At 70.8% G+C, this 25,772-nt stretch carries 23 protein-coding genes; 13 read left to right on the top strand and 10 right to left on the bottom strand.

Annotation, left to right across the window (positions count from 1 at the left end; all coding sequences use genetic code 11):
- Positions 1-7: 7 nt before the first annotated feature.
- Complete coding sequence (locus CHR28_RS20150; RefSeq protein WP_094055050.1) at positions 8-2,605, bottom strand: ATP-binding protein; 2,598 nt, start codon at positions 2,603-2,605, stop codon at positions 8-10.
- A gap of 271 nt (positions 2,606-2,876) precedes the next feature.
- Between CHR28_RS20150 and CHR28_RS20145 the strand changes: the two genes are divergently transcribed.
- Positions 2,877-4,229 carry a M14 family metallopeptidase gene (locus CHR28_RS20145; protein ID WP_094055049.1) on the top strand — a complete coding sequence of 451 codons (1,353 nt, stop codon included), beginning with the start codon at positions 2,877-2,879 and terminating at the stop codon, positions 4,227-4,229.
- Here CHR28_RS20145 and CHR28_RS20140 read toward each other — a convergent pair.
- From CHR28_RS20140 to CHR28_RS20120, 5 genes are all read right to left on the bottom strand, one after another.
- Positions 4,226-4,771, bottom strand: a complete 546-nt coding sequence (locus CHR28_RS20140; protein ID WP_094055048.1) for a hypothetical protein — start codon at positions 4,769-4,771, stop codon at positions 4,226-4,228. The two genes, CHR28_RS20145 and CHR28_RS20140, sit on opposite strands and share 4 nt — an antisense overlap.
- A gap of 104 nt (positions 4,772-4,875) precedes the next feature.
- On the bottom strand, positions 4,876-6,396 hold the full coding sequence (locus CHR28_RS20135; RefSeq protein ID WP_094055047.1) for a GntP family permease: 1,521 nt from the start codon (positions 6,394-6,396) through the stop codon (positions 4,876-4,878).
- 113 nt (positions 6,397-6,509) lie between these two features.
- Positions 6,510-6,920, bottom strand: a complete 411-nt coding sequence (locus CHR28_RS20130) for a RidA family protein (protein ID WP_094055046.1) — start codon at positions 6,918-6,920, stop codon at positions 6,510-6,512.
- Positions 6,917-7,678, bottom strand: coding sequence for an IclR family transcriptional regulator (locus CHR28_RS20125; protein WP_094055045.1), 762 nt, complete (start codon positions 7,676-7,678; stop codon positions 6,917-6,919). The genes CHR28_RS20130 and CHR28_RS20125 overlap by 4 nt, the downstream gene beginning before the upstream one ends.
- Positions 7,675-8,709: a sugar kinase gene (locus CHR28_RS20120; protein WP_094055044.1), complete on the bottom strand. Its 1,035-nt coding sequence runs from the start codon at positions 8,707-8,709 to the stop codon at positions 7,675-7,677. The genes CHR28_RS20125 and CHR28_RS20120 overlap by 4 nt, the downstream gene beginning before the upstream one ends.
- Positions 8,710-8,843: 134 nt before the next feature.
- On the opposite strand from CHR28_RS20120, the gene CHR28_RS20115 reads away from it, so the two are divergent.
- On the top strand, positions 8,844-10,121 hold the full coding sequence (locus CHR28_RS20115) for an amino acid deaminase (RefSeq protein WP_094055043.1): 1,278 nt from the start codon (positions 8,844-8,846) through the stop codon (positions 10,119-10,121).
- Positions 10,122-10,135: 14 nt separating this feature from the next.
- Positions 10,136-11,749 carry an N-acyl-D-amino-acid deacylase family protein gene (locus CHR28_RS20110; protein WP_094055042.1) on the top strand — a complete coding sequence of 538 codons (1,614 nt, stop codon included), beginning with the start codon at positions 10,136-10,138 and terminating at the stop codon, positions 11,747-11,749.
- A gap of 21 nt (positions 11,750-11,770) precedes the next feature.
- Here CHR28_RS20110 and CHR28_RS20105 read toward each other — a convergent pair whose 3' ends face one another.
- Both CHR28_RS20105 and CHR28_RS20100 read right to left on the bottom strand, forming a co-directional pair.
- Positions 11,771-12,694, bottom strand: a complete 924-nt coding sequence (locus tag CHR28_RS20105; RefSeq protein ID WP_094055041.1) for a S1 family peptidase — start codon at positions 12,692-12,694, stop codon at positions 11,771-11,773.
- A gap of 195 nt (positions 12,695-12,889) precedes the next feature.
- The gene (locus tag CHR28_RS20100; RefSeq protein WP_094055040.1) at positions 12,890-13,675 is read right to left on the bottom strand and encodes a hypothetical protein; all 786 of its coding nucleotides are present in this window, start codon (positions 13,673-13,675) and stop codon (positions 12,890-12,892) included.
- A 126-nt stretch (positions 13,676-13,801) separates the two neighbouring features.
- On the opposite strand from CHR28_RS20100, the gene CHR28_RS20095 reads away from it, so the two are divergent.
- The gene (locus CHR28_RS20095) at positions 13,802-15,013 is read left to right on the top strand and encodes a pyridoxal phosphate-dependent aminotransferase (protein WP_094055039.1); all 1,212 of its coding nucleotides are present in this window, start codon (positions 13,802-13,804) and stop codon (positions 15,011-15,013) included.
- A 113-nt stretch (positions 15,014-15,126) separates the two neighbouring features.
- Positions 15,127-15,543 carry an SCO4983 family protein gene (locus CHR28_RS20090; protein ID WP_094055038.1) on the top strand — a complete coding sequence of 139 codons (417 nt, stop codon included), beginning with the start codon at positions 15,127-15,129 and terminating at the stop codon, positions 15,541-15,543.
- 262 nt (positions 15,544-15,805) lie between these two features.
- On the opposite strand, the gene CHR28_RS20085 is transcribed toward CHR28_RS20090, so the two are convergent.
- Positions 15,806-16,837 (bottom strand): hypothetical protein, encoded by a 1,032-nt coding sequence (locus CHR28_RS20085; RefSeq protein WP_094055037.1) that lies wholly within the window; start codon positions 16,835-16,837, stop codon positions 15,806-15,808.
- A gap of 263 nt (positions 16,838-17,100) precedes the next feature.
- On the opposite strand from CHR28_RS20085, the gene CHR28_RS20080 reads away from it, so the two are divergent.
- The gene (locus tag CHR28_RS20080) at positions 17,101-20,418 is read left to right on the top strand and encodes an RHS repeat-associated core domain-containing protein (protein ID WP_256984312.1); all 3,318 of its coding nucleotides are present in this window, start codon (positions 17,101-17,103) and stop codon (positions 20,416-20,418) included.
- A gap of 825 nt (positions 20,419-21,243) precedes the next feature.
- Here the strand turns inward: CHR28_RS20080 and CHR28_RS20075 are convergent.
- The gene (locus tag CHR28_RS20075; RefSeq protein ID WP_094055035.1) at positions 21,244-21,861 is read right to left on the bottom strand and encodes a TetR/AcrR family transcriptional regulator; all 618 of its coding nucleotides are present in this window, start codon (positions 21,859-21,861) and stop codon (positions 21,244-21,246) included.
- 256 nt (positions 21,862-22,117) lie between these two features.
- Here CHR28_RS20075 and CHR28_RS20070 point away from each other — a divergent pair, with 256 nt between their 5' ends.
- The 7 genes from CHR28_RS20070 (at position 22,118) to CHR28_RS20050 (ending at position 25,747) form a co-directional block, all read left to right on the top strand.
- The gene (locus CHR28_RS20070; RefSeq protein ID WP_256984311.1) at positions 22,118-23,002 is read left to right on the top strand and encodes an SDR family NAD(P)-dependent oxidoreductase; all 885 of its coding nucleotides are present in this window, start codon (positions 22,118-22,120) and stop codon (positions 23,000-23,002) included.
- Positions 23,003-23,108: 106 nt separating this feature from the next.
- Positions 23,109-23,459: a nuclear transport factor 2 family protein gene (locus CHR28_RS20065; RefSeq protein ID WP_218829470.1), complete on the top strand. Its 351-nt coding sequence runs from the start codon at positions 23,109-23,111 to the stop codon at positions 23,457-23,459.
- 306 nt (positions 23,460-23,765) lie between these two features.
- The gene (locus tag CHR28_RS20060) at positions 23,766-23,996 is read left to right on the top strand and encodes a hypothetical protein (protein WP_094055033.1); all 231 of its coding nucleotides are present in this window, start codon (positions 23,766-23,768) and stop codon (positions 23,994-23,996) included.
- Positions 23,997-24,002: 6 nt separating this feature from the next.
- Complete coding sequence (locus CHR28_RS37820; RefSeq protein ID WP_179272495.1) at positions 24,003-24,179, top strand: hypothetical protein; 177 nt, start codon at positions 24,003-24,005, stop codon at positions 24,177-24,179.
- Positions 24,180-24,255: 76 nt separating this feature from the next.
- Positions 24,256-24,441: a hypothetical protein gene (locus CHR28_RS37505; protein WP_143655865.1), complete on the top strand. Its 186-nt coding sequence runs from the start codon at positions 24,256-24,258 to the stop codon at positions 24,439-24,441.
- Positions 24,442-25,373: 932 nt separating this feature from the next.
- Positions 25,374-25,562 carry a hypothetical protein gene (locus CHR28_RS20055; RefSeq protein WP_094055032.1) on the top strand — a complete coding sequence of 63 codons (189 nt, stop codon included), beginning with the start codon at positions 25,374-25,376 and terminating at the stop codon, positions 25,560-25,562.
- Positions 25,562-25,747, top strand: coding sequence for a hypothetical protein (locus CHR28_RS20050; RefSeq protein WP_094055031.1), 186 nt, complete (start codon positions 25,562-25,564; stop codon positions 25,745-25,747). Before CHR28_RS20055 ends, CHR28_RS20050 begins: the two co-directional genes overlap by 1 nt.
- Positions 25,748-25,772: the final 25 nt, after the last annotated feature.

Raw genomic sequence — 25,772 nt, 5'->3', positions numbered from 1 at the left:
CGGGCGGTCAGCGCTGTGCCGTCACCCAGGCGGCGATCTGGCTGCGGTTGCTGAAGCCGAGCTTGCTGAGGATGCGTTCCACATGGCCTTCGGCGGTGCGGCGGGCGATGACCAGGCGGTCGGCGATCTGCTGGTTGGCGAGCCCTTCGGCGACGAGCCGGGCGACCTCGGTCTCGCGGCGGGTGAGACGGACCGCGGTGTCCTCGTGCGGCGGCGGGGCGGCGGGCTCGGCGGTGGCCGGTTCCCGCAGCGCGTGACCGACCAGCTCCGCGAGGGCCAGTGCGGCGCCGCGCCGGTGGGCCCGCTCGAACGCCTCGCGGCCCAGGGCGCGGCCCGCCCGCTGCTCGCTGTCCCGTCGGGCGGAGGTGAGGGCCGGGGCGCCCCAGCGGCCCGCGTCGATGTCGGCCCAGACACGGTCGGCGCCGCCCAGCAGCACGGCCGCGTGCTCGTGGTCGCCGTGCCCGACCGCGATCGAGGCGAGCAGGTCGAGGGTGAGGGCGATGCCGATGACGTCGTGGACGGCGAGTTTCAGCCGCAGCGCCTCGCGGGCGTGTTCCTCCGCCCGGGCCCGGTCCCCGCGCACGGTGTGTGCGAGGGCGAGCATGCGCAGCAGGTACGACCGCACCCACTGCTCGCCGTGCCGCTCGCACAGCCGCAGTGCCCGCTCGCACACCTCGACGGCCCGGTCGGCCTCGCCCAGGAAGCCCAGCGCGCAGGCGAGTTCGACCTGGTCGAGGCCGACGAGGCTGAGGTGCTGTCCGGGCACACGGCCGCGGGCGACGGTGGCCTCGAAGTGCCGCAGGGCGCCGGGCAGGTCGCCGCCGAACAGCCGGATGACGCCGATGACGTACTCGGCGTGGGCGGCCTCGGCGGTGTCGCCCAGGGAGCGGGCCAGGGCGAGGGCGTCCGCGGCGAGCCGGCGGCCCCGGGGGAAGTCCTGGGTGGCGGCGACGAGCAGCCCGGCCACCCATAGGCCGCGGGCCCGCTCCCGGGTCGGCTCGGGGTGGGCGGCCAGGGCCCGGTCGAGCCAGTACAGGCCCTCGCGGGGGGCGCCGCAGGCGTGCCAGTGGAACCACAGGGCGCCGGCGAGGCGCAGTCCGGCGCGGGCCTCGCCGGGCGTGGTCAGGCTGAAGTCGAGGGCGGCGCGCAGGTTGTCCCGGTCGGCGCGCAGGCGGGCCACGATCTCCGGCTGCCGGGGCCCGAACCAGTCGCGTTCGCACGCCTCGGCCCGCCGCAGCATCCAGTCCCGCTGCCGCCGCCGGGCGGCGGTCTCCTCCCCCGGGGTACGCCGCAGCTGCTCCAGCCCGTACTGCCGCAGGGTGTCGAGCAACCGATACCGCACCCCGTCGGGACCCGCCTCCCGGCACAGCACGGACTTGTCGACAAGCCCGGCGACGGCTTCCAGCACGTCGTCGGCGCGCAGAACCACGGGCGGGGCCGCGGGCAACGTCACGGTCCCGGTGAAAGTTTCGGCGGGGCCGGTGAGGGCGTCGACAGGACCGGTGGCGGGGCCGGGACGGATCTCGACGGGCCCGGTGAGGGCGTCGGCAGGCCCGGGCCGGGTGGCGGGGCCGTCCGTGGGCCGCGCGGGTGCCGTGCGCGAGACGAGGTGCGGGCCCGCGGGGGCGGGGAGCCGGTGGCGGACCGCGGGGGCTGGGAGCCGGCTGTCGTCGCGCGGCCACGCGGCGGCTCCCCGCAGGGTGTCGTCGGCGCACACCGCCTCCGCCGTCTCCAGGTCGAAGGTGCCCGCCAGTACCGACAGCCGGGACCAGACCAGTTGCTCCGGGCCGGTGCACAGGTCGTGGCTCCAGGTGACCGCCGCGCGTAGGGTCTGGTGGCGGGGCAGGGCCGCGGGGCTGCCGGTGGTGAGGAAGCGGTAGCGGTCGTCGAGCCGGTCCAGGAGCTGGTCGACGTCGAGGACGCGCATGCGCACGGCGGCCAGTTCGATGGCGAGCGGCAGGCCGTCCAGGCGCCGGCACAGGCGGGCGACGGACGCCAGGTTGGCCCGGGTGAGCCGGAAGCCGGGGGCCACGGCGGCCGCGCGGTCGGCGAAGAGGGTGAGGGCGGGGCAGCCCTCGGCGGCGGACAGATCGCCGTCCGGGTCGGGCACGGGCAGCGGCCGCACCTCCAGCAGGTGCTCCTCCGTGAGACCGAGCCGGTGCCGGCTGGTGGCGAGGATCCGGACGCCCTCGGTGCCGTGCAGCAGGGCGGCGGCGAGCCGGGCACAGGCGCCCGCGAGGTGCTCGCAGTTGTCGACGACGAGCAGCAGCCGCCGGTCGCGGACCTGCTCGACGAGGGCGTCCAGCGGCGGCTGGGCGGAGTGGTCGTGCAGCCCCAGCGCGTCGGCGGCGGCCAGCGGGACGAGCGCCGGGTCGTGCAGCCCGGACAGGTGCACGAAGCGCACGCCGTCCGGGAAGGCGCGCTGGACGCGGGCCGCGAGGCGCGCGGCGAGCCGGGTCTTGCCGACGCCGCCCGGCCCGGTCAGCGTCACCAGCCGGGCGCGGGCCAGCAGCTCGCGTCCTTCGGTCAGTTCGCCACGCCGGTCGACGAAGCTGGTCGTCTCGACCGGCAGCCGGTGGTCCCGTCGTGGCGCTGATCCGCCCATGATCAGCCAGTCCTCTGGGGTGTGGTCCGGGGATCCGGACAACCCGGCTCCCCTTGCGCGAGCCCCCACCCTCTCCCGGTTCCGTACATATATGCACGTTCGGGTCACACCCCCGGGTGGACTTCGGCCGCTCCCTCTCGACCGCCGCGCCGCACGCGTACACTGCACGGCCGCTTTCAGTCTTGACCTGCTCATGCCATTAGCAGAACGATTGCGCCACCCGCACCACGTACGTCGCACGGAACAACCCCACCTCCCACAAGGAGATTTCATGCGACTTCGCATACGAGGCTCCGGTGCCCGCACCGGCAGACGCACCGCCGCCCTCGCCGCCGTCCTGGCACTCGCCCTGGCGGCGCCCTTGTCGGCGACGGCGCCGGACGCCACCGCCGACAGCGCGGCGAAGGCCGCTCCGGCGGCCGACGACATCCGGCAGTACGAGATCCATCTGCACTCGACGGCCGCGGACCGCACGGCACTTCAGCGTACGGGCGTGACCGTCGACGAGATCCACGGCCACGGGGTCGTCGTCTCCGGCCGCGCGGACCAGATCAAGCAGCTGCGGGCCCGGGGCTACGAGGTCACCCCGCTCGGCGCGGTACCCGACCGGTCCGCGGGCGAGGACGACGTCCGGCTCTTCGACTTCCCGTCGGGCGACTCGAAGTACCACAACTACGCGGAGATGACGAGCGAGATCAACACGATCGTCTCGGCCAACCCGTCGATCGCGAGCCAGCGCGTGATCGGCAGGTCGTACCAGGGGCGGAACATCGTCGCCATCAAGATCAGCGACAACGTGGCCACGGACGAGTCCGAGCCCGAGGTGCTGTTCACGCACCATCAGCACGCGCGCGAGCACCTCACCGTCGAGATGGCGCTCTACCTGCTGCGCGAGCTGACCTCCGACTACGGATCCGACACCCGGGTCACCAACATGGTGAACAACCGCGAGATCTGGATCGTGCCGGACATCAACCCGGACGGCGGCGAGTACGACATCGCCACCGGCTCGTACCGCTCGTGGCGCAAGAACCGGCAGCCCAACTCCGGTTCCTCGTACGTCGGCACGGACCTGAACCGCAACTGGAACTACCGCTGGGGCTGCTGCGGCGGCTCCTCCGGGTCGACGTCCTCCGAGACCTACCGGGGCACGGCGGCGGAGTCGGCGCCCGAGGTGAAGGTCGTCGCGGACTTCGTGCGCAGCCGGGTCGTCGGCGGCAAGCAGCAGATCCGGGCCGGGGTCGACTTCCACACGTACAGCGAACTGGTGCTGTGGCCCTTCGGCTACACGTACTCCGACACCACGACCGGGATGACCGCGGACGACCACGCGGCGTTCAAGACCGTGGGCCAGAAGATGGCCGCGAGCAACGGGTACACGGCGGAGCAGTCGAGCGACCTGTACATCACGGACGGGTCGATCGACGACTACCTCTGGGGTGCGCACAAGATCTTCGGCTACACGTTCGAGATGTATCCCCGGTCGGGCGAGGGTGGGTTCTACCCGCCCGACGAGGTGATCGAGCGGGAGACCTCCCGCAACCGGGACGCGGTGCTGCAGTTGCTGGAGAACGCGGACTGCATGTACCGGTCGATCGGCAAGGAAGCGCAGTACTGCGGCTAGTCCGCGACTTCGGCCTTCTCGCCGTTCTCTTCCTTCTCGTCCTTGTCTTCCTCGAAGTAGGCGTCCAGCACGGCGTCCAACCGGGCGTCCCACTCGGCGAAGCGGCTCCTGGCCGGCGCCTCGATCTCGATCGGGTACCAACGCCGGTCAGGGGTGTGGACGGTGACGGTGTACCGCTTGCCGAAGCGGGCCGTCTCCGTCTCCACCGCGCCGATCTCGTCCCAGCGGAACTCGCACTCCTGGTCGTCCAGGCAGAGCCGTACGCCTCTGTGGTCGGCGACGATCCGGGCGCGGCGGTCGGACGCCTCGAAGACGGGACCGTCGCCCGCGGCGTCCTCCTCCTCCGGCTCGGAGGAGGAGGACGCCGTGTCCTGCTCCTCCGGCTCGGGGGCGGCCTCCTCGGCCTCGGCGACCTCAGGCTCCTTCTCCGGCCCGTCCTCCTCCGTCCGGGCGGACGCGGGTGACGTGAGCCCGGGGATGAAGGCCGGGTCGAATCCGGCGCCCTCCAGGGGCTGGCTGCTCGAACCTATGCGCTGCTCCACAGCGGAGCAGTATGGTCGACAAACCTGTGCCGCACACAGTCGGGCCCGACTTCGTTATCAGACGCCTACAAGAACCGGCCGCCCCACGGCAACGGGCCGGCGCTCTACACGAACAGGCTGAGCACGGCGGCCATCACGAACCCCGCCACCGACAGGACGCTCTCCAGCACCGTCCACGTCTTGAGCGTGTCCCGCTCGCTGATGCCGAAGTACTTGGCCACCATCCAGAAGCCTCCGTCGTTGACGTGGGAGGCGAAGATGGAGCCCGCGGAGATGGCCATGATGACCAGGGCGACGAAGGCCTGGGAGTGGTCGCCCTCCGCGAGCAGGGGCGCCACGATGCCGGCCGTCGTGACGATCGCGACCGTCGCCGAGCCCTGGGCGACCCGCAGCACCACGGAGATCAGGTAGGACAGCACGATCACCGGCAGGCCCACGTCGTTGAACGTGTCCGAGAGGGCCTGGGCGACGCCGCTGGCCTTGAGGACCGCGCCGAAGATGCCGCCCGCGCCGACCACCAGCAGGATGTTGCCGACCGGCTTGAGGGACGCCGTCGACACCGTCTCCAGGGACTTGCGGGACCAGCCGCGGCGGATGCCCAGCAGGTAGTACGCGAGGAACAGCGCGATCGTGAGCGCCACGAACGGGTTGCCGAAGAACTCGATCACCGAGCGGAGGGTGGAGGGGTCCAGCGCGATCGAGGAGAAGGTCGCCGCGAGGATGAGGACCAGCGGCGTGCCGATGATGCCGAGGACCGTGCCGAGGGAGACCGGCTGCTCGCTGGGCGCGACCCCGGCGGCCCGCTGCTCGTCGACGACGGCCTGCTTGGCCTCCTCCGCCGCCTCGACCATGTCCTGCGGCACGGCGACGAAGATGCGGCGGCCGATCCACGCCGAGTACGCCCACGCGGCCACCACGGCCGGCAGACCGCAGACGACGCCCATGAGGATGACCCAGCCGAGGTCGACGTGGAGCAGACCGGCGGCGGCCACCGGGCCGGGGTGCGGCGGCAGGAACGCGTGGGTGACGGACAGGCCCGCGAGCAGGGGCAGGCAGTAGAGCAGGATCGACTTGCCGGTGGGGGTCCCCCCTGGACCGGAGCTTGTCGGAGGCCCTTGGGGGCGCTTGGCGGCGGCGTAGACGATGGGCGCCAGGACGAAGATGCCGACGTCGAAGAAGACGGGGATGCCGAAGATCAGGCCGGTCAGACCCATGGCCAGCGGCGCGCGCTTCTCGCCGAACAGGCCGAGCAGGCGGCGGGCCAGCACTTCCGCGCCGCCGCTGACTTCGAGGATCGCGCCGAGCATGGTGCCCAGGCCGATGATGATGGCGACATGGCCGAGGATGCCGCCCATGCCGGACTCGATGGTGGAGACGGCGTCCGACTTCTGGACCGTGCCGAAGAGTTCGGTGACCGACAGGCCGGCCGCGAGGCCGACGGCTATGGAGACCGCCAGCAGGGCGACGAACGGCTGGAGTCTGACCCTGATGATGAGGAAGAGCAGCAGCGCGATGCCGAGCGCGGCGGTGAGCAGGAGTCCGGCGGTGCCGTCGACGAGGAGGAGCAGTCCTCCCGTGTGGGGCGGTGTCTCGGCGGGGGCGGACGCGGCGAGCGGATGGGACATTCGGGGGTCCTCTGCGTAAGTGCATGCAGCTTCTGGGTAGGGGGGAGCGCGACGCGGCGCATCGGGGCGCCGCGCCTCACGGGCGTGCGGGAGTTTTTGGGGGGTGGGGTCGGTCAGCCGAGGACGGCGAGCGCGTCGATCTCGATGAGGAGGCCCGCGGGGAGACCGACGTAGACGGTCGTGCGCGCGGCGGGCGGCTGGGTCAGCCCCTGCTCCTCGAAGTACGCGTTGTAGATGTCGTTCATCTCGGCGAAGTGGGCCACGTCCGTCAGGTAGACGCGGATCATCATCACGTCGTCCCAGGAGGCGCCGCCCTCCTGGAGGATGGCCTTGACGTTGGCGAGGGTCTGCAGGGTCTGCTCGCGCAGGGTGGGGCCGGCGGGCGTGGGCGGCTTGCCCTCCTCGGCGGGCAGGAAGCCGACCTGGCCGGCGACCTGGAGGATGTTGCCCTTCCTCACCCCGTGGGAGAACTTCGCCGGCGGGGTGGTGTGGGTCTTCGGGGTGAGTGCGGTCTTGTCCGTCATGCGGTGCCCTTCACTGGTGTTCTGCCGGAGTACTCCCCGCTGATGGCGTCCGCCGTACGGCGCACCAGCGGCAGGAGGGTGAGGAGCTCGTCGGCGGTGACGACGACGTTCGGCGCGGAGACCGACATCGCGGCGACGACCCGGCCGTCGGCGCCGCGGATGGGCGCCGCGACGCAGTTGATGGACTCCTCGTGGCCGCCGAGGTCGGTGGCCCAGCCCTGCTCGCGCACCTTCTCCAGCTCGCGCAGGAACGCGCTCGCGTCGGGCGTCGAACGGGCCGTGTAACTGGGGTAGTCGAGCTTCTCGGCGACCGCGCGCCGCTCGTGCTCGGGGAGGTCGGCCAGGAGCAGCTTCGCGACCGCGGCGACGGTGATGGCGACGGGCTTGCCGATGCGGGAGTACATCCGCACCGGGTAGCGGCTCTCGACCTTGTCGATGTAGAGGACCTCGTTCTCCTCGTACACGGCGAGGTGCACGGTGTGCCCGCAGGTCTCGTTGAGGCGGATCAGGTGCGGGTGGGCGATCTCGCGGACGTCGAGGTTCTCCATGGCCTCCTGGGCGAGCGCGAAGAGGCGGGCGCCGAGACGGTAGCGCTGGTCGGACTGGCGGTAGACCAGGCCGTGCTCGTGCAGGGTGCGCAGCAGGCGCAGGGCCGTGGACTTGTGGACGCCGAGGCGGTCGGCGACCTGCCCCAGGTCGGCGGGCCCCTCGGCGAGCAGCGGCAGGATGCTCAGCGCGCGGTCGACGGTCTGGCTCATGGCGTACGTACCTCCTCGTCGGCCCGCCGGACGTCCTCGGTCCAGCCGGGGCCGAGTCGCAGTCTCCCCCATGCCGCGTCGTCCAGGGCGACGAGCCGGTCGGCGTGCTCCCGGGCGGGCGGGACGGCGAGGTCGCCGGGCACGGTGAGCGCGGCGGCGGCCATGAGGTGGCCGTGGCGCAGCCGGTCCCGGACGGGCAGTCCGCGCAGGGTGGCGGAGAGAAACCCGGCGGCGAAGGCGTCGCCCGCGCCGACGGCGGCGACGACCTCGACCCGCGGTGCGGGGACGAAGGTGACGTCCTGCTCGTGGAAGACGGTGGCTCCGGCGGCGCCCTGCTTGACGACGAGCACCTCGGGTTCGGGCAGGGCGGCGCGGACGGCTTCGGCGCTGGGCAGCCCCCAGGCCTCGTCCTGGCCCACGAACACCAGGTCCGCGCCCCGGGCGAGGTCGCGCAGCACCCGGGGTGCGTCCTGGTCGCGCCACAGGCCCGGCCGGTGGTTGACGTCGAAGGAGACCAGGGGGCGGCCGGGGCGGCGGGCGGTCAGCTCGCGCATCAGGTCCTGGCAGCTGCCGGACAGGGCGGCCGTGATCCCGGACAGGTGCAGCACGCGTCCGGCACGCACGGCCGCCGGGTCGGGGTCCGTGACGCTCATCGCGGACGCGGCGGAGCCGGCCCGGTAGTAGGCGACCTCGTGCGCGTCGGTGGCCCGGTCCCCGGCGGTACGGAAGTAGATGCCCGTGGGGCGGTCGGGGTCGCGGCGCACGTGCGCCACGTCGACGCCGTAGCCGCCGATCGCCTCCACCAGATGGTCGCCGAAGGGGTCGTCCCCGACCCGGCTGACCCACCGGACGGAGTGCCCCGCCGCGGCCAGCACGCACGCCACGTTGGACTCCGCCCCGCCGATGCCCCGCTCGAACGACGGCACGTCGGCGAGGCGGCCCGGCCGGGTGGGCAGGAACGTGACCATGGACTCGCCGAGCGCGACGACGTCCACGACGTCGGGGGCGTTGCAGGGTCCGGTGGGGGTCACGATGCTCGTAGCTCCTCGGCGGCTTCGGTGGGTGGCGGTTTCATTGACCGGCGGTGGCCGAGATGTTAGACAGCGTTGAGCGATATACGCAATGAAGGTTGCAAGTAATGCAACACCGCTGATCAGGAGGCTCCATGACAGCCGACACCGCCGCCGAGTCCCTCGCCCGGCTCGCCGCAGAGCGCGTCGACCACCGCTTCAAGGGCCTCCCGCCGGACGCCGACGGGCTGACCGTCGGCGAGCTGGCCGCCCAGCGCCGCAACCTCTTCACCGGCGGCTTCGCCACCCCCGTGCTCGCGCTGTCCGCCGAGCGCCTGGAGCACAACCTGAGGCTCATGGAGACGTACGCGGCCCGGCACGGCCTGGCCTTCGCGCCGCACGGCAAGACCTCCATGGCCCCGCAGCTGTTCCACCGGCAGATCGAGCACGGGGCGTGGGGCATCACGCTGGCGGTGCCGCACCAGGTGCGGGTGGCGCGCGCCTTCGGCACCCGGCGTGTGTTCCTGGCGAACGAACTGGTCGACGCGGCGGCCCTGCGCTGGATCGCGGGCGAGCTGGACGCCGACCCGGACTTCCGGTTCGTCTGCTACGTCGACTCGGTGCGCGGCGTCGAGCTGATGGACGCGGCCCTGCGGGGCGCCGCCCGGCCGGTGGACGTCGTGGTCGAACTCGCCGCCGGCGAGGGTGCCCGGACCGGTGTCCGCACGGAGGCGGAGTGCGCGGCGGTCGCGGACGCCGTGGCCGCGACGCGGACGCTGCGGCTCGTCGGGGTCGCGGGGTACGAGGGCGAGGTGCCGAAGGCCGACCCGGAGCGGGTGACGGCGTGGCTGCGGCGGCTGGTGGCGCTCGCCGCGGACTTCGACGCGGCGGGGCGCTTCTCCGGCCTGGACGAGATCGTGGTCAGCGCGGGCGGCAGCGCCTGGTTCGACGCGGTCGCCGACGTCTTCGCCGGGATCCCCGGACTGTCCCGGCCCGTCCTGAAGTTGCTGCGCTCGGGCGCCTACGTCTCGCACGACGACGGCCACTACCGCAAGCTGACCCCGTTCAACCGGGTGCCCGAGGAGGGCGCCCTGGAGCCCGCGTTCCGGCTGTGGACCCAGGTGGTGTCACGGCCGAGCGCGGAGCAGGCCTTCGTCAACGCGGGCAAGCGGGACGCGGCCTACGACCTCGACCTGCCGTTCGCGCAGGTGATCCGCCGGGACGGCGCCGAGCGTCCGGCCACCGGCGTGTCGGTGACGGCCCTGTCCGACCAGCACGCCTGGCTGAGCACCACACCGGAGGCGGACCTCCGGGTCGGCGACTGGGTCGGCCTGGGTCTGTCCCACCCGTGCACCTCGTTCGACAAGTGGCAGCTGATCCCGGTCGCCGAGGCGGACGGCACGGTCGTCGACTACGTCCGCACGTTCTTCTAGGAGGCGGCAAAGCGATGGAAGAGCTCGTCATCCGGGACGCCGACGTCGTCGACGGCTCCGGCGCGGACTCCTACCGGGCCGACGTCGTCGTCGACCGCGGCCGGATCACCTCGATCGTCAAGGAGGCGGCGGCGTCCGGCTGCCAGCGGCCGCGGGCCCGCCGGGAGCTGGACGCCGAAGGGCTGGTCCTCTCCCCCGGCTTCGTCGACATGCACGCCCACAGCGACCTGGCGCTGCTGCGCGACCCCGACCACAGCGCCAAGGCCGCGCAGGGCGTGACGCTGGAGGTGATCGGCCAGGACGGGCTGTCGTACGCGCCGGTCGACGACCGCACGCTCGGCGAGGTGCGCCGGGCGATCGCCGGGTGGAACGGGCCCGGCGACGACATCGACTTCGACTGGCGCACGGTCGGCGAGTACCTGGACCGGCTGGACCGCGGGATCGCCGTCAACGCGGCCTATCTGATCCCGCAGGGCACGGTCCGGGCGCTCGCCGTCGGCTGGGAGGACCGGGAGGCCACCCCCGCCGAGCTGGACCGGATGCGCCGGCTGGTCGCCGAGGGCATGGAGCAGGGCGCGGTCGGCATGTCGTCGGGGCTGACGTACACGCCCGGCATGTACGCGCCGGACGCCGAACTGACCGAGCTGTGCAAGGTCGTGGCGTCCTACGGCGGCTACTACTGCCCGCACCACCGCTCCTACGGCGCCGGCGCCCTGGAGGCGTACCGGGAGATGATCGCGCTGACCCGTGAGGCGGGCTGCTCCCTCCATCTCGCCCACGCCACGATGAACTTCGGCGTGAACAAGGGCCGGGCGCCGGAGCTGCTGGCCCTGCTGGACGAGGCCCTGGCGGCCGGGGCGGACATCAGCCTCGACACCTACCCCTACACCCCGGGCTGCACGACCCTGGCGGCGGTGCTGCCGAGCTGGGCGAGCGAGGGCGGCCCCGACGAGACCCTCAGGCGGCTGGCGGACCCGGGCACGGCGGCGCGCATCCGCCACGACCTGGAGGTCACCGGCTCGGACGGCTGTCATGGCGTGCCCGTCGAGTGGGACACCATCGAGATCTCGGGCGTGAACGATCCGGCCCTCGCGGACTACGTCGGCCGCACGATCGAGGAGTCGGCGGCGGTGCGGCGGGAGGACCCCTGGGTGACCGCGCGCGGGCTGCTGCTGGCCGACCGGCTGGCCCCGACGATCCTGCAGCACGTGGGCCACGAGGAGAACGTCCGGGAGATCATGCGCCACCGGGTGCACACGGGCGGCTCGGACGGCATCCTCCAGGGCGCCAAGCCGCACCCGCGCGCCTACGGCACGTTCCCGCACTATCTCGGGCACTACGTACGGGAGTTGGGGGTGCTGTCGCTGGAGGAGTGCGTCGCGCACCTGACGTCGCGTCCGGCCGCGCGGCTGCGCCTGCCCGACCGGGGTCTGGTCCGCGAGGGCTACGTGGCCGACCTGGTCCTGTTCGACCCGGCGACGGTGGCGGCGGGCTCCACCTTCGCGGAGCCGCGCCGCCTCCCGACGGGCATCCCGCACGTCCTGGTCGACGGCCGGTTCGTGATCGAGGACGGCCGGCGCACGGACGTGCTGGCGGGCCGGGCGGTCCGCGGAACTGCTCGCGCGTGACCGCCCGGCCGGCACCCTGCCCTAAGGCTTGGGCAGGGCGCAGCCGCTCGCGCTCAGGTCGAGCTTGTTGTCGATCCCGAAGCAGGCGGGGATCCGGTACGTCTGCTGGGCGTAGTTGATGCCCTTGCGGACGGTCACGGTGCCGTTCGCGTCGACCTCGCAGGGGTTGTTCACCGTGCAGCGTTCGCCGGACTCGTTGCCGGTGTTGTTGACGGCGACGACCTGGTTGGTGGCCTGGTCGACGACGGGCGAGCCGGAGGTGCCGCCGATGGTGTTGCAGGCGGAGGTGTAGCGGACCGAGTCCTTCCAGCTCCAGTCACCCTCCTTGAGGGTGGGCACGAACCCGTCGATGGAGCAGCTGTAGATCCGCTTCCAGTACCCCGAGGGGATGCTGATGGCGGTGCCGGCGACCGGATGACTGTCGCTCAGCGTCAGCGGGTTGATGTTGTACGAGCTCTTGATCTGCGCGTACGTGGTGGTGAGCTGGTACAGCGCGACGTCCGTGTCGGTCATCGTGCCGTAGGCGAGCTTGGCGGCGCGCAGGGTGGCCACGCGCGAGCCGGAGGCGTTCAGCAGGCTGAAGGTGCGGCTGGACGCCTTGTCGACGAGGACCTCGCCGGGCCCGGGGAAGCCGGACTCCAGGCAGTGGCCGTTGGTCATCACGAGCGCCGGGTCGTCGCTCTCGGAGTCCGGCATGCGCACGACCGAGCCGGAGCAGTTGCTCAGCGCGACCGTGCCGGCGAAGTTCACCGCCTTGGCCGACGGGTTGAGCCCGGCCAGCGCCTGCTCCACGGACGTGACCACGCCCGCGACGGCGGACGTGCCCGAGCCCGCGTCCGCGGCCTTGCCGACGCCCGTGGGGGCGGCCTCGGCAGCGGTCGCGGGAGCCGCGCCGGCCCCGGCTATCGCCAGGGCGAGGAACGCGGCGGCGAGAGGTTTTCTCATGGGGGGTCCCCTCTTGCGACGGAGGCGGCCGGAAAATCTCCGGCCGCCTGCACGATTGTCATGTGCATTGTGATCGTCGCAAGGCGAACCGCACAAGAACCCGTTCCACGATCGGAACCAGGGATTCCGGACCGACCTGGCTCAACCGGCCGGAAGGGCCCGCCACTTGGGCTGCTCGCGCCTGGGTTGCTCGGATTACTTGGGCCCCTTCGTACCCCCGGGGCCGTGCCCCGGTTTGCCGTTGCCGCGGCCCGGGGGTGTCGTGGTGGCGGGGGCGGAGGTCGTCGGCGCACCGGCCGTGGGGCTGCCCGCCGGGGACTCCGGCGTGTCCGTGCCGTCGGCCGAGGGGGTGGTGCTCGCCGGCGTGGAGGGGGCGGACGGGGCGGCGGACTCGGCACCGGAGGCCGGGCCCTGGTCCGTCGACCCGCTGTCGAGCGGTGCGCCGGGGGACGACGCGCGACCGCTGTCCGAGAGCGGCTCCGCCGGAGTCTCCCCCGCCGTCGGGGGCGTCCGGCCGCCCTTGCCGCCCCCCGTCCCGTCGGAGGACGTACCGGAGAAGGAGAAGCCGGCGATCAGCGCCACGGCGGAGACGGCACCCACGGCCCCGGCCGCCATCGCCACCCGGCGCGTGCGCCACGCCGGGGGCTTGCGCCGGGAGCGATGGCCCCCGCCGGACCGGGTCCGGGCCGGAACCGCCACCAGTTCTTGCGTGTCACCCGCGCCGTCGGCACGGCCCGCGTCCTCCGCACGGCCCTCGCCGCCCCTGGGGCCCGCGCCGTCCGGACGGCCCCGGTCGTCCGGGCGACCCTCGCCGTCCGTCGCGGGCCTGCCGTCGTAGACGTCCTGCCACCCGTGGGCCGCGGCCGGGTCGGCGTAGGCGTCGTACTCCGGGGGCGGGGCACCCTGCGGCACATAGACGTTCGGCGCCCCCTGGGGCCCGCCGCCCGTCGCTCCGTCGGAGTACTCGAATGGCTTGGACATGGCGGCGCATTCTAGGGACCAGAGGTGCTGGTGGGACAGCCGACGACGATATCCACCCAAACCTCCGCGTCTCACGTGGCGGAAAACACGGCCCGTGAGGCATTACCGGGCCGTAAGCTCCCAGGCATGCAGGTGATCCAGTCGACCAAGCTCGCCAACGTCTGTTACGAGATCCGGGGCCCGGTGCTCGAGGAGGCGATGCGGCTGGAAGCGGCCGGTCACCGGATCCTCAAGCTGAACACCGGCAACCCGGCGGCGTTCGGCTTCGAGTGCCCGCCCGAGATCCTGGAGGACATCCTCCGCAACGTCTCCTCGGCACACGGCTACGGGGACGCCAAGGGCCTGCTGGCCGCACGCCGGGCCGTCGTCATGCACAACCAGACCCTCGGCATCGAGACGGATGTCGAGCACGTCTTCATCGGCAACGGCGTCTCCGAGCTGATCGTGATGGCGATGCAGGGCCTGCTCGACGACGGCGACGAGGTCCTGGTCCCGGCGCCCGACTACCCGCTGTGGACGGCCGCCGTCTCCCTCTCCGGCGGCACCGCCGTGCACTACCGCTGCGACGAGCAGTCCGACTGGATGCCGGACCTCGCCGACGTCGAGCGCAAGGTCACCGACCGCACCAAGGCGATCGTGATCATCAACCCGAACAACCCCACGGGCGCCGTCTACGACGAGGCGATGATCAAGGGCCTGACCGACATCGCCCGCCGCCACAACCTGCTCGTCTGCTCCGACGAGATCTACGACAAGATCCTCTACGACGACGCCGTGCACACCCCGACCGCCAAGGTCGCCCCCGACCTGCTCACCCTCACCTTCAACGGCATGTCGAAGGCGTACCGGGTGGCCGGCTACCGGGTGGGCTGGATGTCCATCTCCGGGCCGCGCGCGCACGCCGACTCCTATATCGAGGGCCTGACGATCCTGGCGAACATGCGCCTGTGCGCGAACATGCCGGGACAGCACGGGGTGGTCGCCGCGCTCAGCGGCCGCCAGACGATCAACGACCTGGTGCTTCCGGGCGGGCGGCTGCGCGAGCAGCGGGACGTCGCCTACGAGCTGCTGACCCAGATCCCGGGCGTGACGTGCGTGAAGCCGAAGGGGGCGCTGTACCTCTTCCCGCGCCTGGATCCCAAGGTCTTCAAGATCAAGGACGACCGGCGGATGGTCCTGGACCTGCTCCGGCGGGAGAAGATCATGGTCGTCCAGGGCACCGGCTTCAACTGGCCGGAGCCGGACCACTTCCGCGTCGTGACCCTGCCGACGGTCGGCGACCTGCGTGACGCGGTGGGCCGGATCGGGCACTTCCTGGACGGCTACGGCCAGCACTGAACCGGACACCCACGCTCACCGTATGTGTGCGGCCAGTCCGATTTTGTGAACAACTCAACTTTAGACGAAATCTAAGCTAGGATGGTTTCCTGTTAGCACTCAGGAGGCCCTCCATGTACGAACCGATCCGCACCAAGTCGGTCCACAGCACGCCGGACGGCCCCAACCCGGACTTCCCCCACCGTTCCCGCGAGGAAGAGCTGGACATCCAGCTCGCGGGCCATCTCGCCGCCCTGCTCGCCGTCACGGACGAGCTGCGCGCGCTGGAGGGCTCGGCCGACCTGGACACGGCGGCGGAGCGGCTGGCGGAGCAGGTGGGCCGGCTGAGGGGCGGACCCGCCCCGGCCCGGGTGACCGGCACGCGGCGCGAGCGGAGCGCCGCCGCGCTGCACCGGCGGGCGCACGCCCTGGCGGGCCGGGCGCTGGTGGTCGCCGCCTCCCGCGCCGACACGGCGGCCGCGATCCTGGCCGCCGAGCGGATGGACGCGCACACCGCGGCCCTTGAGCCGCGCGAACTCGCGTCCCGCTGAGCCCCCGAGGGGCTCTCCCCATGACGGCCCCGGTCCGCGCGCACCCGCAGCGACGCGCGGACCGGGCGCCACTAACCCCTCCGTGAGGGCCATCGGGTACCCGTACCTGGTGGCCCTCACGCCTGTTGCGCGGCACCCCACGATCGCCCGGGCGTCGGCCGCCCACGGCTGCCGGCCGCCGGGCTGCCGCCTCCAGCCGTCGGCCCGCCGGGGCCGCGTACAGCCGGGACCACGCGCGCGGGGACGACAGGACCGGTCGGGATCAGCCGGAGCGCCGCGCGCCGAGGGCGGTGACGACGTGGCGGAAGACCACGCGGCCGCCCTCCTCCTCCGCCGTCGCCTCCGCCCGCACCAGGACGCCCGTCTCCTGGTCGACGGTGAAAGCGCACGTCAGGCTCTCGTCCGGAGCCCAGGCACTGAGCGGGAAAGTGCGCAGCGGACGCACACCGGCCCGGACGGAGGTCGCCGACACGGCCGTGACGCGCGCCAGATGGGACACGATCCTGGCCGGCGCGAGCAGTTCGGCCAGCCGGGCCGCCGACGGGCTCGTCACGTCCGGCGCGTAGTCCCCGGTCACCGTCAGCTCCCGCCCGCCGGCCGAAACCGTCCAGGACCGGGCCGAGGGCCCGCCCGTGAAGGCCAGATCCTCGTGCGGGTCGGCCTCGACGGCGACGTCGGCCGTCAGCCGGACGGGTTCGACCAGCGTCCGGGCCATCCGCGCCACCACCCACCCCGCTTCGGCCGAAGACAGCACGTCGCGGACGCCCAGCTCATCCACCCGGGCCGTGGCCAGCGGGTCACGGTCGTCGTGGAGCGTGGCGGACGACAGGAAACCGGTGCCCGGATCGAGCCGTACGACCAGGCCCCGGGCACCGGGCGGCAACCAGGCGTCGGCGGGGTCGGCGAACAACGGGTGCGGAACCAGGGCGAGTTCCACATACCCCTTACCGCGCTCGGCCCGCGTCACCGCCCCGATCCCCCGGATCAACCGGGCAGGGTCGAACAGCACGGCCCACGGCTCGTCGGAGTCCTCCTCCCGGAGCAGGGCGGGCGAGACCCCGTCCAGCCGGAAGGTCCGTGTCCCCCGGGGCCGCCGGGAGGCAGGCCCGCCGGTCGTCCCGGCACCGAACCGCCCTTCGAGCTCCGGCTCGAACTCCCGCTCCTCGCAGGCGATCTCGACCACCGCGTCCACCCGCGCGTCCTCGGCGACCGTCGCGGCGAGCCGGGACAACGCCCAAGCGGTCAGCGGGTCGTGCTCCGCGGGCGGGTCGCCCAGCCAGTGGGTGGTTGCCATGCTGCACCTCACGCGATTCCGGTCAACGTCCCACTCGCAAGTGAGGACGGACCCCAGCATTCCACCCTCCTCCACAGGCAGTTGGGACAGTATCGCCCTGGTTTGGCGCGGAGAAGCGGCGGGTCTCATTCCGACCCGCATGCAACGGACGTTCGGGGGCACACCGCGCCGATTTGTGCGCTTCTTGTGACAGCTTGTGTGGCCCAGGTGACCGTATGAGCCGCCTGTTCTGACTGTCTGTCTGCCTTCCGTGGGGGAAGCCGATGCATTCACGTGCGCGGAGCACGTCCCTGTGGCGTGCCCGAAGAACACACAGAACCGCTCTCCTGTCCGCGCTCACGACCGCCGCCGTGGTGCTCTCGGCGGCACCGGGCCTGGCCGCAACGCCGAAAACGGAGTTACCGGAGCCGGAGAGCCCTTGGACGAGGCCGACGAAGGTGGAGGCTCCGGCGACACCGGCCGGATCGGTCAAGGCACCGGAGTCCCAGGCGGAGGCCGAGCCGTCGCCCGAGGTCGCGGCGTGGCGGGCGGCGCAGCGGGCTCGTACGGCGGGAGGGAAGGCCGGGGCCGAGCGCGCGGGGGCAGCCGCCGATGCCACCCCGTTCGTTCCCGAGGGCCAGGGCGAGGTGCCCTGGCACCGGATCACCGACACGCGCCTGAACGACGCACTCGTGGCACGAGTGAACCTCTCCAACGGCAACCTGATGCTCGCCGCGACCGACTTCGACATCGCCGGCGTCGGTCAGAAGCTGCAACTGACGCGGACGTACAACTCCCTTGAGGCGCCCTGGGGGAAGGTGTCGCAGCGCTGGTGGCAGGCGTACGAGCGCTACCTCCAGTTCGGCGACGGGGAACTCATCGTCTACGACTCCACCAGCGACGCCCTCCGCTTCAAGCAGACGTCCACCGGCGGCTACACCACGCCCACCGGCTACTCCAAGGACCTGAAGAAGAACGCGGACGGCACCTACACCCTGACCGACCGCAAGTCGGGCTCGAAGGACACCTACGACGAGCACGGCACGCTGACCAAGGTCACGGACAGGAACGACGGCACGATCACCGTCGACCAGCACGACGAGGGCGGCGAGCACAAGGGCTTCAAGCTGACCGAGACCCGCTCGGGCCGCTGGATCGACCTGGTGAAGACGGACGCCAGCCAGTGGCAGGCCAAGGACCACACGGGCCGCACGGCCGTGTTCGACCTGGACCCGGCGGGCAACCTCGCCAAGGTCACCGACACCGACGGCAAGGCCACGGCCTACGCGTACGACTCCTCGCGCCGCCTGACCAAGGTGACCACCCCCGAGGGCACCATCACGCTGTTCACCTACGACGCCCACAACCGCGTCAGGTCGATGCAGCGGGCCACCGAGGCGACGAGCACCGGCCACACCGGCCCGACGTGGCGCTACGACTACACGGCCGCCGCCCCCTCCGAGGCGGGCACCACCACGGTCACCGACCCCGACGGCGACGCCACCAAGTACCTGCACAACGCGGACGGCGAGGTCACCAAGGTCACCGACCCCCTGGACCACTCCCGCCACGCCAAGTACACCAACCACCTGCTCCAGACCGCGATCGACGCGATGGGCACGGGCGCTGACGGCACCGGCGGCAACACCACCACCTACGGCTGGGACGGCCGCAACAACGCCCTCTCCCAGAAGCTCCCGCTCGGTGCCACGGCGTCGGTGACGGCGTACCAGACCGTCGCCGGCACCGACCTGCCCAACGACTTCACCACGGCGGACGGCCGCAAGGACACCTTCAAGTACGACACCAACGGCAACACGATGTCGGTCACCACGTCCGGCACGGCCGGCGGCACCCGCGAGTACACCTACAACCAGGACACCCCGACCTGCGGCGGCTTCGAGGGCCAGCGCTGCACGGCGAAGGACGCCAACGGCAAGGTCACCTCGTTCACGTACGACGCCAAGGGCAACCTCAAGACGGTCGACCCGCCCGCCCCGCTGGGCACGACGACCTACACCTACGACGCGCTCGGCCGGGTGGAGACCGTCACCGACGGGCGCGGCATCAAGACCGTCTACGTCTACGACAACCGCGACCGCGTGACGAAGGTGTCCTCCACCAACGCCACGGTCACGTACTCCTACGACGGCGACGGCAACGTCAGGACCCGCACGGACGCCTCCGGCACCACCGGCTGGACCTACGACAAGCTCAACCGCGAAAGTGTCCGCACCCTGCAGAACGGCGCGCAGACGGCGCTGGCCTACACCCCGGGCGGCGAGGTCGACCACTACACCGACCCCACCGGCAAGACCGACTACACCTGGGACAAGGCCGGCCGCCTGGACTACCTGACCGCCCCGGACGGCAAGAAGACCGACTTCGACTACGACGACAACGACAAGCGCACCAAGACCGTCTACCCCGGCGGCACGACGCAGTCGGTGACGATCGACGACAACGGCCGCCCCGAGGCCGTCAAAACCACCTCGGGCACGGCCACCCTGATCGACCTGACCTACGACTACAAGAACACCGCGGGCAAGGACACCACCAAGATCCGCACCCGCACCGACAACCTCACCAAGTACAGGACCACCTACGACTACGACTCCCAGGACCGCCTGCGCTACGCCCTGGAAGCCGACTCCGCCGGAGCCCGCAAGGCGTCGTGGCTGTACTGCTGGGACAAGGCCGGCAACCTCACCAGCCAGGACGGCAGCAAGAACGCCTGCCCCGGCGGCACCACCTACACCTACGACGACGCCAGCGAACTGACCGGCAAGAACGGCTCCACCACCGGCTGGTCCTACGACAAGCTCGGCAACGAGACGGCAGGCGCGAGCACCACCGCCCGCACGAACGAGACCTGGACGGACTACAGCCAGCTCTCCGCCATCACCGCAGGCGGCAAGAGCTACGACCTGGTCCACGCGGGCACGGACAACTCCGAGCGCACCAAGCTGGGTTCGACCTGGTTCCACCACACCGCACTGGGCCTGGCCTCCACGACCACGAACGGCGTGGACACCGGATTCATCCGCGAACCGGCGGGCACCTTGAACTCCATGACGACTGGGGGGAAGTCCTACTACTACCTCACCGACGCCACGGGCAACGTCCTCGGCCTAGTCGACGACACGGGCAAGCGCACGCACACCTACGCCTACGGCCCCACGGGCCTGCCCCGCGGCACCACCACCGAGGCAGTCCCCCAGCCGCACCGCTACGCGGGCACGTACCTGGATCCGACCGGCCTCTACAAGATGGGCCACCGCTACTACGACCCGTCCCTCGGCCGCTTCACCCAGCCGGACCCGTCGGGGCAGGAGGCGAATCCCTACCTGTACGCGGGTGGCGACCCCGTCAACCATGCTGATCCGTCTGGCCTGGGCTTCTGCGACAACGCCTTCGGGAAGGCTACCGGCGGCGTGGTGTGCGCATCGAAGGAAGTGAAGAAGAAAGTCAACAAGGGGGCGACAGGCGTCGCGGCGGGCGCTGGTGTCTGCACGGTGGTCGCTGGGCCGACGCCCGTCGGTGCCGGTTGCGGTGCTGTAGGGGCTGCAGCCGGTGTCGTGTCCTTCGTGACTATGGAATAGCAAGTACCTGCGGGCGTGCCTTGAAGTTGCGCCCGCAGCCGGTCTCTCGGGAGTTGCAGTGTCAGACACGAACAATAGGTCGCTACCCCTCGTGATGCTGGCGGTGGCCTGCATCATCGTGGGTGTCTTACTGGTGATTGCGGCCGGTGGAAACGTGTGGATGTACGTCGCCGCAGCAGCGCTGGGCCTGGCAGGGATTTCTCTGCTGACGAACAGGTTCGGTCTGGGAAAGAGGTAGGCGGACCGCCGGTTCTTGACCGTCAGCAATTGCTCAGCGCCGACGCTACCTCCCTCAGACCGACCGCTTACGAGACGACCCAACCCATGCGGGGCACCGCGCGGGTTGGGTCGTCCACGGCTGTGTAGCGCACGCCGCTCCGGGTGCCTCCCCGGTCCTCGCCTTCTCCAACGATGCCAACGCGTCGAACTCGCCCCAGGCACTCGCCCACCTGTTCACCGGGAACTGGTGAACAGGACGCTCCCGTGCGCAGCTCGCCGAGCACGCCAGCGAGGGCGCGTGCTGCTGCGCAGACGGGCGCTGTAACGGGGCTCATTGCGGGGCCTGTAGGCGCCGGGGCGGATGCCTCGCTGGTGCGGCCATAGGTGGGTACGGCGGACTGGCCACAGGCGCCGTCGATACACCTGGGGAGAGTTCACATCCCCCGACGGAATACACCTGGGGAGATCGCATCCCCCGACGGAATCGTTAGAGCGATGGCCGCATGACCCGTCGGAGCAATAGGCCAGCGCCTACCGCTAACGCGCTGCAATGACGCGCAGCCAGGGCCGACCAGCTGACACCAGCAAGTGTGAGCGGCGGCAGGGTCAGCGCGGCTCCGTCGGGCGGGCGCCTCGCAGGAACTGTGTCACCGCGGTGTCCACGAGGTGTTCGAGCCGTTCGGGCTCGATCATGCCGCTGTTGAGCATGGACGTGATCCCCAGGACGGTGGCGTAGATGATGAGTCCGACGTCCTCCGGATCGCCCTCCTCCAACTCGCCGCGCGCCTGGCCCTCTTCGATCAAGTCGCCGATCTGGCCGAACGCGGCTGCGGCGGCCTCGGCGACCGCGGTCGCCCCGGGGCGGTGCTTGCTGGAGTTCATCAGCCCGGTCAGCGCGGCATTCTCGGTCGCGAACCGGACGTAGGCCGACGCGAACGCGTGCAGGCGAGCGGACAGGTCGTCCTCGCCGTCGATCGCGTCCACGGCGGCCCGCAGCTCCGCGCCCAGGCGGACGAACCCCGACTCGGCGAGGGCGTCGAGCAGCGCGCGGCGGTCCGCGAAGTGCCGGCGGAACGCCGCGTGACTCACGCCAATGTCCCGCGCCAGGTCCCGCACCGAGAGCTGATCGACCCCGTGCGCCCTCAGGCTGCGCTCCGCCGCGTCGAGGAACTCCATGCGGAGATTCCCGTGGTGGTAGGGCCGCTGGTCGGTGGTGTCAGGCATGGGGATCAGCCTACTCAGCGCAATGTTTCCATTGACAACAATGTTTCCAGTGGATACTCTCGTGGCGTGTCCCCCGATCCCTCCCTGCCGCCCTGGCCCGGCGGCTGTGGGAGGCGTCGGAGGGCTGAGCCGGCACACGCTTCCCCCTCGATGTGCCCGCGCCCCCAGCCTTGTGAAAGGACCCGCCCCTGTGCTTCGTCCATGGAAAGACCCGCAGAAGGAAGCGCGGAACGACCCGCCGAAGAACCCTCGGAAGGTGAACGAACTCGTCGTCGTCTCCGGCGCCTCCACGGGCATCGGAGCCGCGACGGCCCAGGCCCTCGCCGCAAGGGGCTACCACGTCCTCGCCGGGGTACGCACCGAAAGCGAGGCGGACGCCGTCCGGGCCGACGGCATCGAACCGGTCACCTTGGACATCACGGTCCCGGAACACATCGAGGCCCTGGCCCGGCGCATCGCCGACGACCCGGAACGGCGCCTGCTGCGAGTCCTGGTCAACAATGCGGGGATCGAGATCAACGCTCCCGTCGAGGTGCTCCCTCTCGCCCTGTGGCGCGAGCAGTTCGAGGTGAACCTCTTCGGGCACATCGCCGTCGTCCAGAAGCTCCTGCCCCTCCTGCGGCGGAGCCGGGGCAGGATCGTCAACATCAGTTCCGTGGGCGGGGTGGCCGCGCTGCCCGTCTTCGGGGCGTACGCGGGAACCAAGTTCGCCCTCGAAGCGGCCAGCGACTCCCTGCGTCGCGAGGTCTCGGCGCACGGTGTGCAGGTCGTCGTCGTCCAGCCCGGCGGCGTCCGGACCGAGATGGCCGCCCGCAGCGGTGACATCTCCCTCGAACTCGCCGCTGGGATGAGCGCCGAGCACCAGCGTCTCTACGGCGGCCTGATCAACGCGACGGTGGCGTCCAACACGGCCTTCCTGAAGCGTGCCGTACCGGCGGCCAAGGCGGGGGCCAGGATCGCCAGGGTGGCGACCACGCCCCGCCCGCGCACCCGCTACACCCTCGGCACGGACGCCGCCTTCGTCATCCCCCTCGCCCGTCACCTGCCGGCCCGACTGATGGACGGCATCCTCGCGATGAGCCACCGGTCCCGGAACCCTAAGCCCGCGCCCGCACCCGAGTCCGCAGGGAGTCCTTCATGACCGCGCTCGCCGACCGCATCGAACTGATCGAGCTGATGGGCCGCTACGCCGACATCGCCGACCTCAAGGACTTCACCCGCCTCCCTTCCTTGTCCACCCGGACTCAGTGACCCTCGACTTCTCCTCGGTCATCGACCTGCCGCCCATGACCGTGCCGCTCGACGAGTACGTCCAGGTACTGGGACAAGCCTTCGCCCCCTTCTCCGCCACGCACCACACCATCACCGGCCACGTCATCGAGATCGACGGCGACCGCGCGACCCTCCATGCGCACGTCCGCGCCGAACACTGGGTGCCGACGGAGCGGGCAGGCGGCGGGCCGGACCGATGGCTGGTCATCGGCTTCTACGACAACGAGGCCATCCGGACACCGCAGGGCTGGCGCCTCAGCAGCGTCAAGCTCACCGCCACGCACCAGGAGAACGCTCACCTGCCAGGGCCTGCCCCCGTCACATGAGCCGGCCGGCCCGGCCCGCGGGGGCGCGGCCAACTCCGAACGCAACAAGCCGGGTTGGGCCTGGTGCCGCCACACCGCGCCCGGCCCGCGTCCACGGCGACGTACGGCGTGGACACCGGATTCATCCGCGAACCGGCGGGCACCTGAAACTTCATGACGACGGGGGGAAGTCCTATTACTACCTCACCGACGCCACGGGCAACGTCCTCGGCCGCTTCACTCAACCCGACCCGTCGGGGCAGGAGGCGAACCCCTACCTGTACGCCGGTGGCGCCCCTGTCAACACCGGAAAAGTGAGAGAAGGTCATGACACGCGAAGACAAGAGTGAGAACACGCTGATAGTGATCCTGCTTTCGATCACTGGGTTCTTATTCCTGGCATGGCTGGCAACGCTGACCATCTCGCACGTGAATGAGTCGGGAGACATGAACGGTATGGTGAATGGCACCGGTGCGTTGTTCGGTCTCACTCTTGCGGTGACTCTCACCGTCCTGGCTTCGGACCGGAAATCGCCCATCCGTAAGTCCGGATTTTAGACTACGGTGAGTGCAGCCAGCAGGAAGGCAGCCACGGTTCTCGCCATCGCGCTTCTGGCGGGTCTGGCCTTCACGGTTTCAGCTTGGACAAGCTGCAGCATTGCCCGCGTGCTGATCATCGAGGGTGTATTCCTTTTGATCGTCAGCAGCCTGGTCTGGTTGGTGGGGCGACGCCGAACGTGAGGGAACACGGCGTGGCCTCGACGGAGTCGCCCACGAATTCGGAAGGGGCGTTGGGATAGGAGGGAGGGACGCGTCGATGGACGATGCCATCAGGGCAGTGCGAATATTTTCGGCGATAGTGTTGATCGGCGGAATATGTGCTTGCATCACTGGAACACTTGCTGGCGATACCGTGCTGATCGTGCTCGGAGTGATCGCAGCGGCATGCGGAATGATTCTGACGGTTCTCGCCTTCCTGGCCCATCGAAAGACCCGCCCCTGACAAGGCGCTCTGAATTCGTTCGAGACAGCGGGGCGCGAGCCTTAATCTCCTTGTCCAAAGAGAGTGGGGTTCTTGCAGTGAATGAAAGGCGAAAGCTGAAAATCTTCGCCGCTGTCAGCGGGGTGGTGTCAGTCGCCGCTCTTGTTCAAGCATTTCTCACTGACGGATCCGGGGAAGTAACACTCATCACGCTGGGCGCTCTGGGGATCGTCGGCATCGGAATGCTCATGTATGCCATGCAGGACGGAACGGGATGGAGACGAAATGGTTAGGACCCTTGTCACCGCCTTGATCCTCGGAGGAGTTCTCGGTGTCATCACCGTACTGGTCAAGAGCCGTCGTAATCGTTAGAGGGGTGGCGGCACGCTGCTTGACCGACGCTTGATTGTCCTGCGCTTCGGGAAAGTGACCGGCCTTCCTGCCGGTGTCACCTGGGAAAGCCCTCGCGGGGCATGCACTGCAAGCTTCACCCGAGGGAAGGTTCGCATCACAGCTCCTGATGGCGGGTTCGCGAAGGGAAAAGAGATGCTGGTGTCGCCGCTACGCATGGATGACGCCCGCGCCTTCGTTGGTCGCGTGAACGGTCAGGTTTGAATCACAGCAGTGGGAACCGTCTGAACCACGTGGAGCGTGTCCCATGCGGAACTGGTCCCCTGGTCGCCCCCTGAGATGGCTCATGGTGGGTTACGCAGCAGTGATGACCACCCTCCTTCTCCTGGCCTTCGCATTGGGCGAGGAAAGAGCGGCCATGCTCTGCCTGGTGGGGGCGGCTCCTGGCATAGCGGCCTGCGTCTACGTTGCTCGTGGGCGCCGGAGGAGTCACTCCTGACCGCCGGATTCGTCGGCGAACCGGCGGGCACGTTGAACTCCGAGACGACTGGGGGAAAGGCCCGCCACTTCGCTGTGCCGAAAGCGAAAGGGGACGTTGCACCATGAGCGACAGAATCAGGATGAGCATCTTCCTGGCCGTGGTCGCGGTCGTCACCGTGCTCGCGCTGCTGCAAGGCCTCGCGGCGGAGGGAACACAGAGGGTCCTCCTCCTCACCCTGGCAGCTCTGGGCGTGGCGTCGCTCCTCCTGTGGACGACCGGAGTCCGCAGCAAGGCCAGGAGAAACAGCTGATGCCCATCAGCCAGGCCAAGAAGCTGACGCTGTTCGTGGTGATCGGCGCCGCATTCGGACTGTTCTGCATCATCCTGGGCGCTAGCGAACAGGACCCTGTACTCATGGGTGCCGGAGCACTTGCCGCTCTCGGCGGGCTGGCGTTGACCTTCATGGCCATGGCCCGCCGGAGAATGAGGAGGTGAAGCCACCGACTCCGCTCTCGCGGAG

This window comes from Streptomyces sp. XY006, from assembly GCF_002237655.1.
Taxonomy (GTDB): Bacteria; Actinomycetota; Actinomycetes; order Streptomycetales; family Streptomycetaceae; genus Streptomyces; species Streptomyces levis.
This window is presented reverse-complemented; position numbering and strand designations above follow the sequence as displayed.

Excerpts from the sequence above, each read along its gene's own strand:
- CHR28_RS20150 (WP_094055050.1), bottom strand. The coding sequence starts at position 2,605 with ATGGGCGGATCAGCGCCACGACGGGACCACCGGCTGCCGGTCGAGACG.
- CHR28_RS20145 (WP_094055049.1), top strand. The coding sequence starts at position 2,877 with ATGCGACTTCGCATACGAGGCTCCGGTGCCCGCACCGGCAGACGCACC.
- CHR28_RS20135 (WP_094055047.1), bottom strand. The coding sequence starts at position 6,396 with ATGTCCCATCCGCTCGCCGCGTCCGCCCCCGCCGAGACACCGCCCCAC.
- CHR28_RS20130 (WP_094055046.1), bottom strand. The coding sequence starts at position 6,920 with ATGACGGACAAGACCGCACTCACCCCGAAGACCCACACCACCCCGCCG.
- CHR28_RS20125 (WP_094055045.1), bottom strand. The coding sequence starts at position 7,678 with ATGAGCCAGACCGTCGACCGCGCGCTGAGCATCCTGCCGCTGCTCGCC.
- CHR28_RS20115 (WP_094055043.1), top strand. The coding sequence starts at position 8,844 with ATGACAGCCGACACCGCCGCCGAGTCCCTCGCCCGGCTCGCCGCAGAG.
- CHR28_RS20110 (WP_094055042.1), top strand. The coding sequence starts at position 10,136 with ATGGAAGAGCTCGTCATCCGGGACGCCGACGTCGTCGACGGCTCCGGC.
- CHR28_RS20105 (WP_094055041.1), bottom strand. The coding sequence starts at position 12,694 with ATGAGAAAACCTCTCGCCGCCGCGTTCCTCGCCCTGGCGATAGCCGGG.
- CHR28_RS20100 (WP_094055040.1), bottom strand. The coding sequence starts at position 13,675 with ATGTCCAAGCCATTCGAGTACTCCGACGGAGCGACGGGCGGCGGGCCC.
- CHR28_RS20095 (WP_094055039.1), top strand. The coding sequence starts at position 13,802 with ATGCAGGTGATCCAGTCGACCAAGCTCGCCAACGTCTGTTACGAGATC.
- CHR28_RS20090 (WP_094055038.1), top strand. The coding sequence starts at position 15,127 with ATGTACGAACCGATCCGCACCAAGTCGGTCCACAGCACGCCGGACGGC.
- CHR28_RS20085 (WP_094055037.1), bottom strand. The coding sequence starts at position 16,837 with ATGGCAACCACCCACTGGCTGGGCGACCCGCCCGCGGAGCACGACCCG.
- CHR28_RS20080 (WP_256984312.1), top strand. The coding sequence starts at position 17,101 with ATGCATTCACGTGCGCGGAGCACGTCCCTGTGGCGTGCCCGAAGAACA.
- CHR28_RS20075 (WP_094055035.1), bottom strand. The coding sequence starts at position 21,861 with ATGCCTGACACCACCGACCAGCGGCCCTACCACCACGGGAATCTCCGC.
- CHR28_RS20060 (WP_094055033.1), top strand. The coding sequence starts at position 23,766 with ATGACACGCGAAGACAAGAGTGAGAACACGCTGATAGTGATCCTGCTT.
- CHR28_RS37505 (WP_143655865.1), top strand. The coding sequence starts at position 24,256 with ATGGACGATGCCATCAGGGCAGTGCGAATATTTTCGGCGATAGTGTTG.
- CHR28_RS20055 (WP_094055032.1), top strand. The coding sequence starts at position 25,374 with ATGAGCGACAGAATCAGGATGAGCATCTTCCTGGCCGTGGTCGCGGTC.
- CHR28_RS20050 (WP_094055031.1), top strand. The coding sequence starts at position 25,562 with ATGCCCATCAGCCAGGCCAAGAAGCTGACGCTGTTCGTGGTGATCGGC.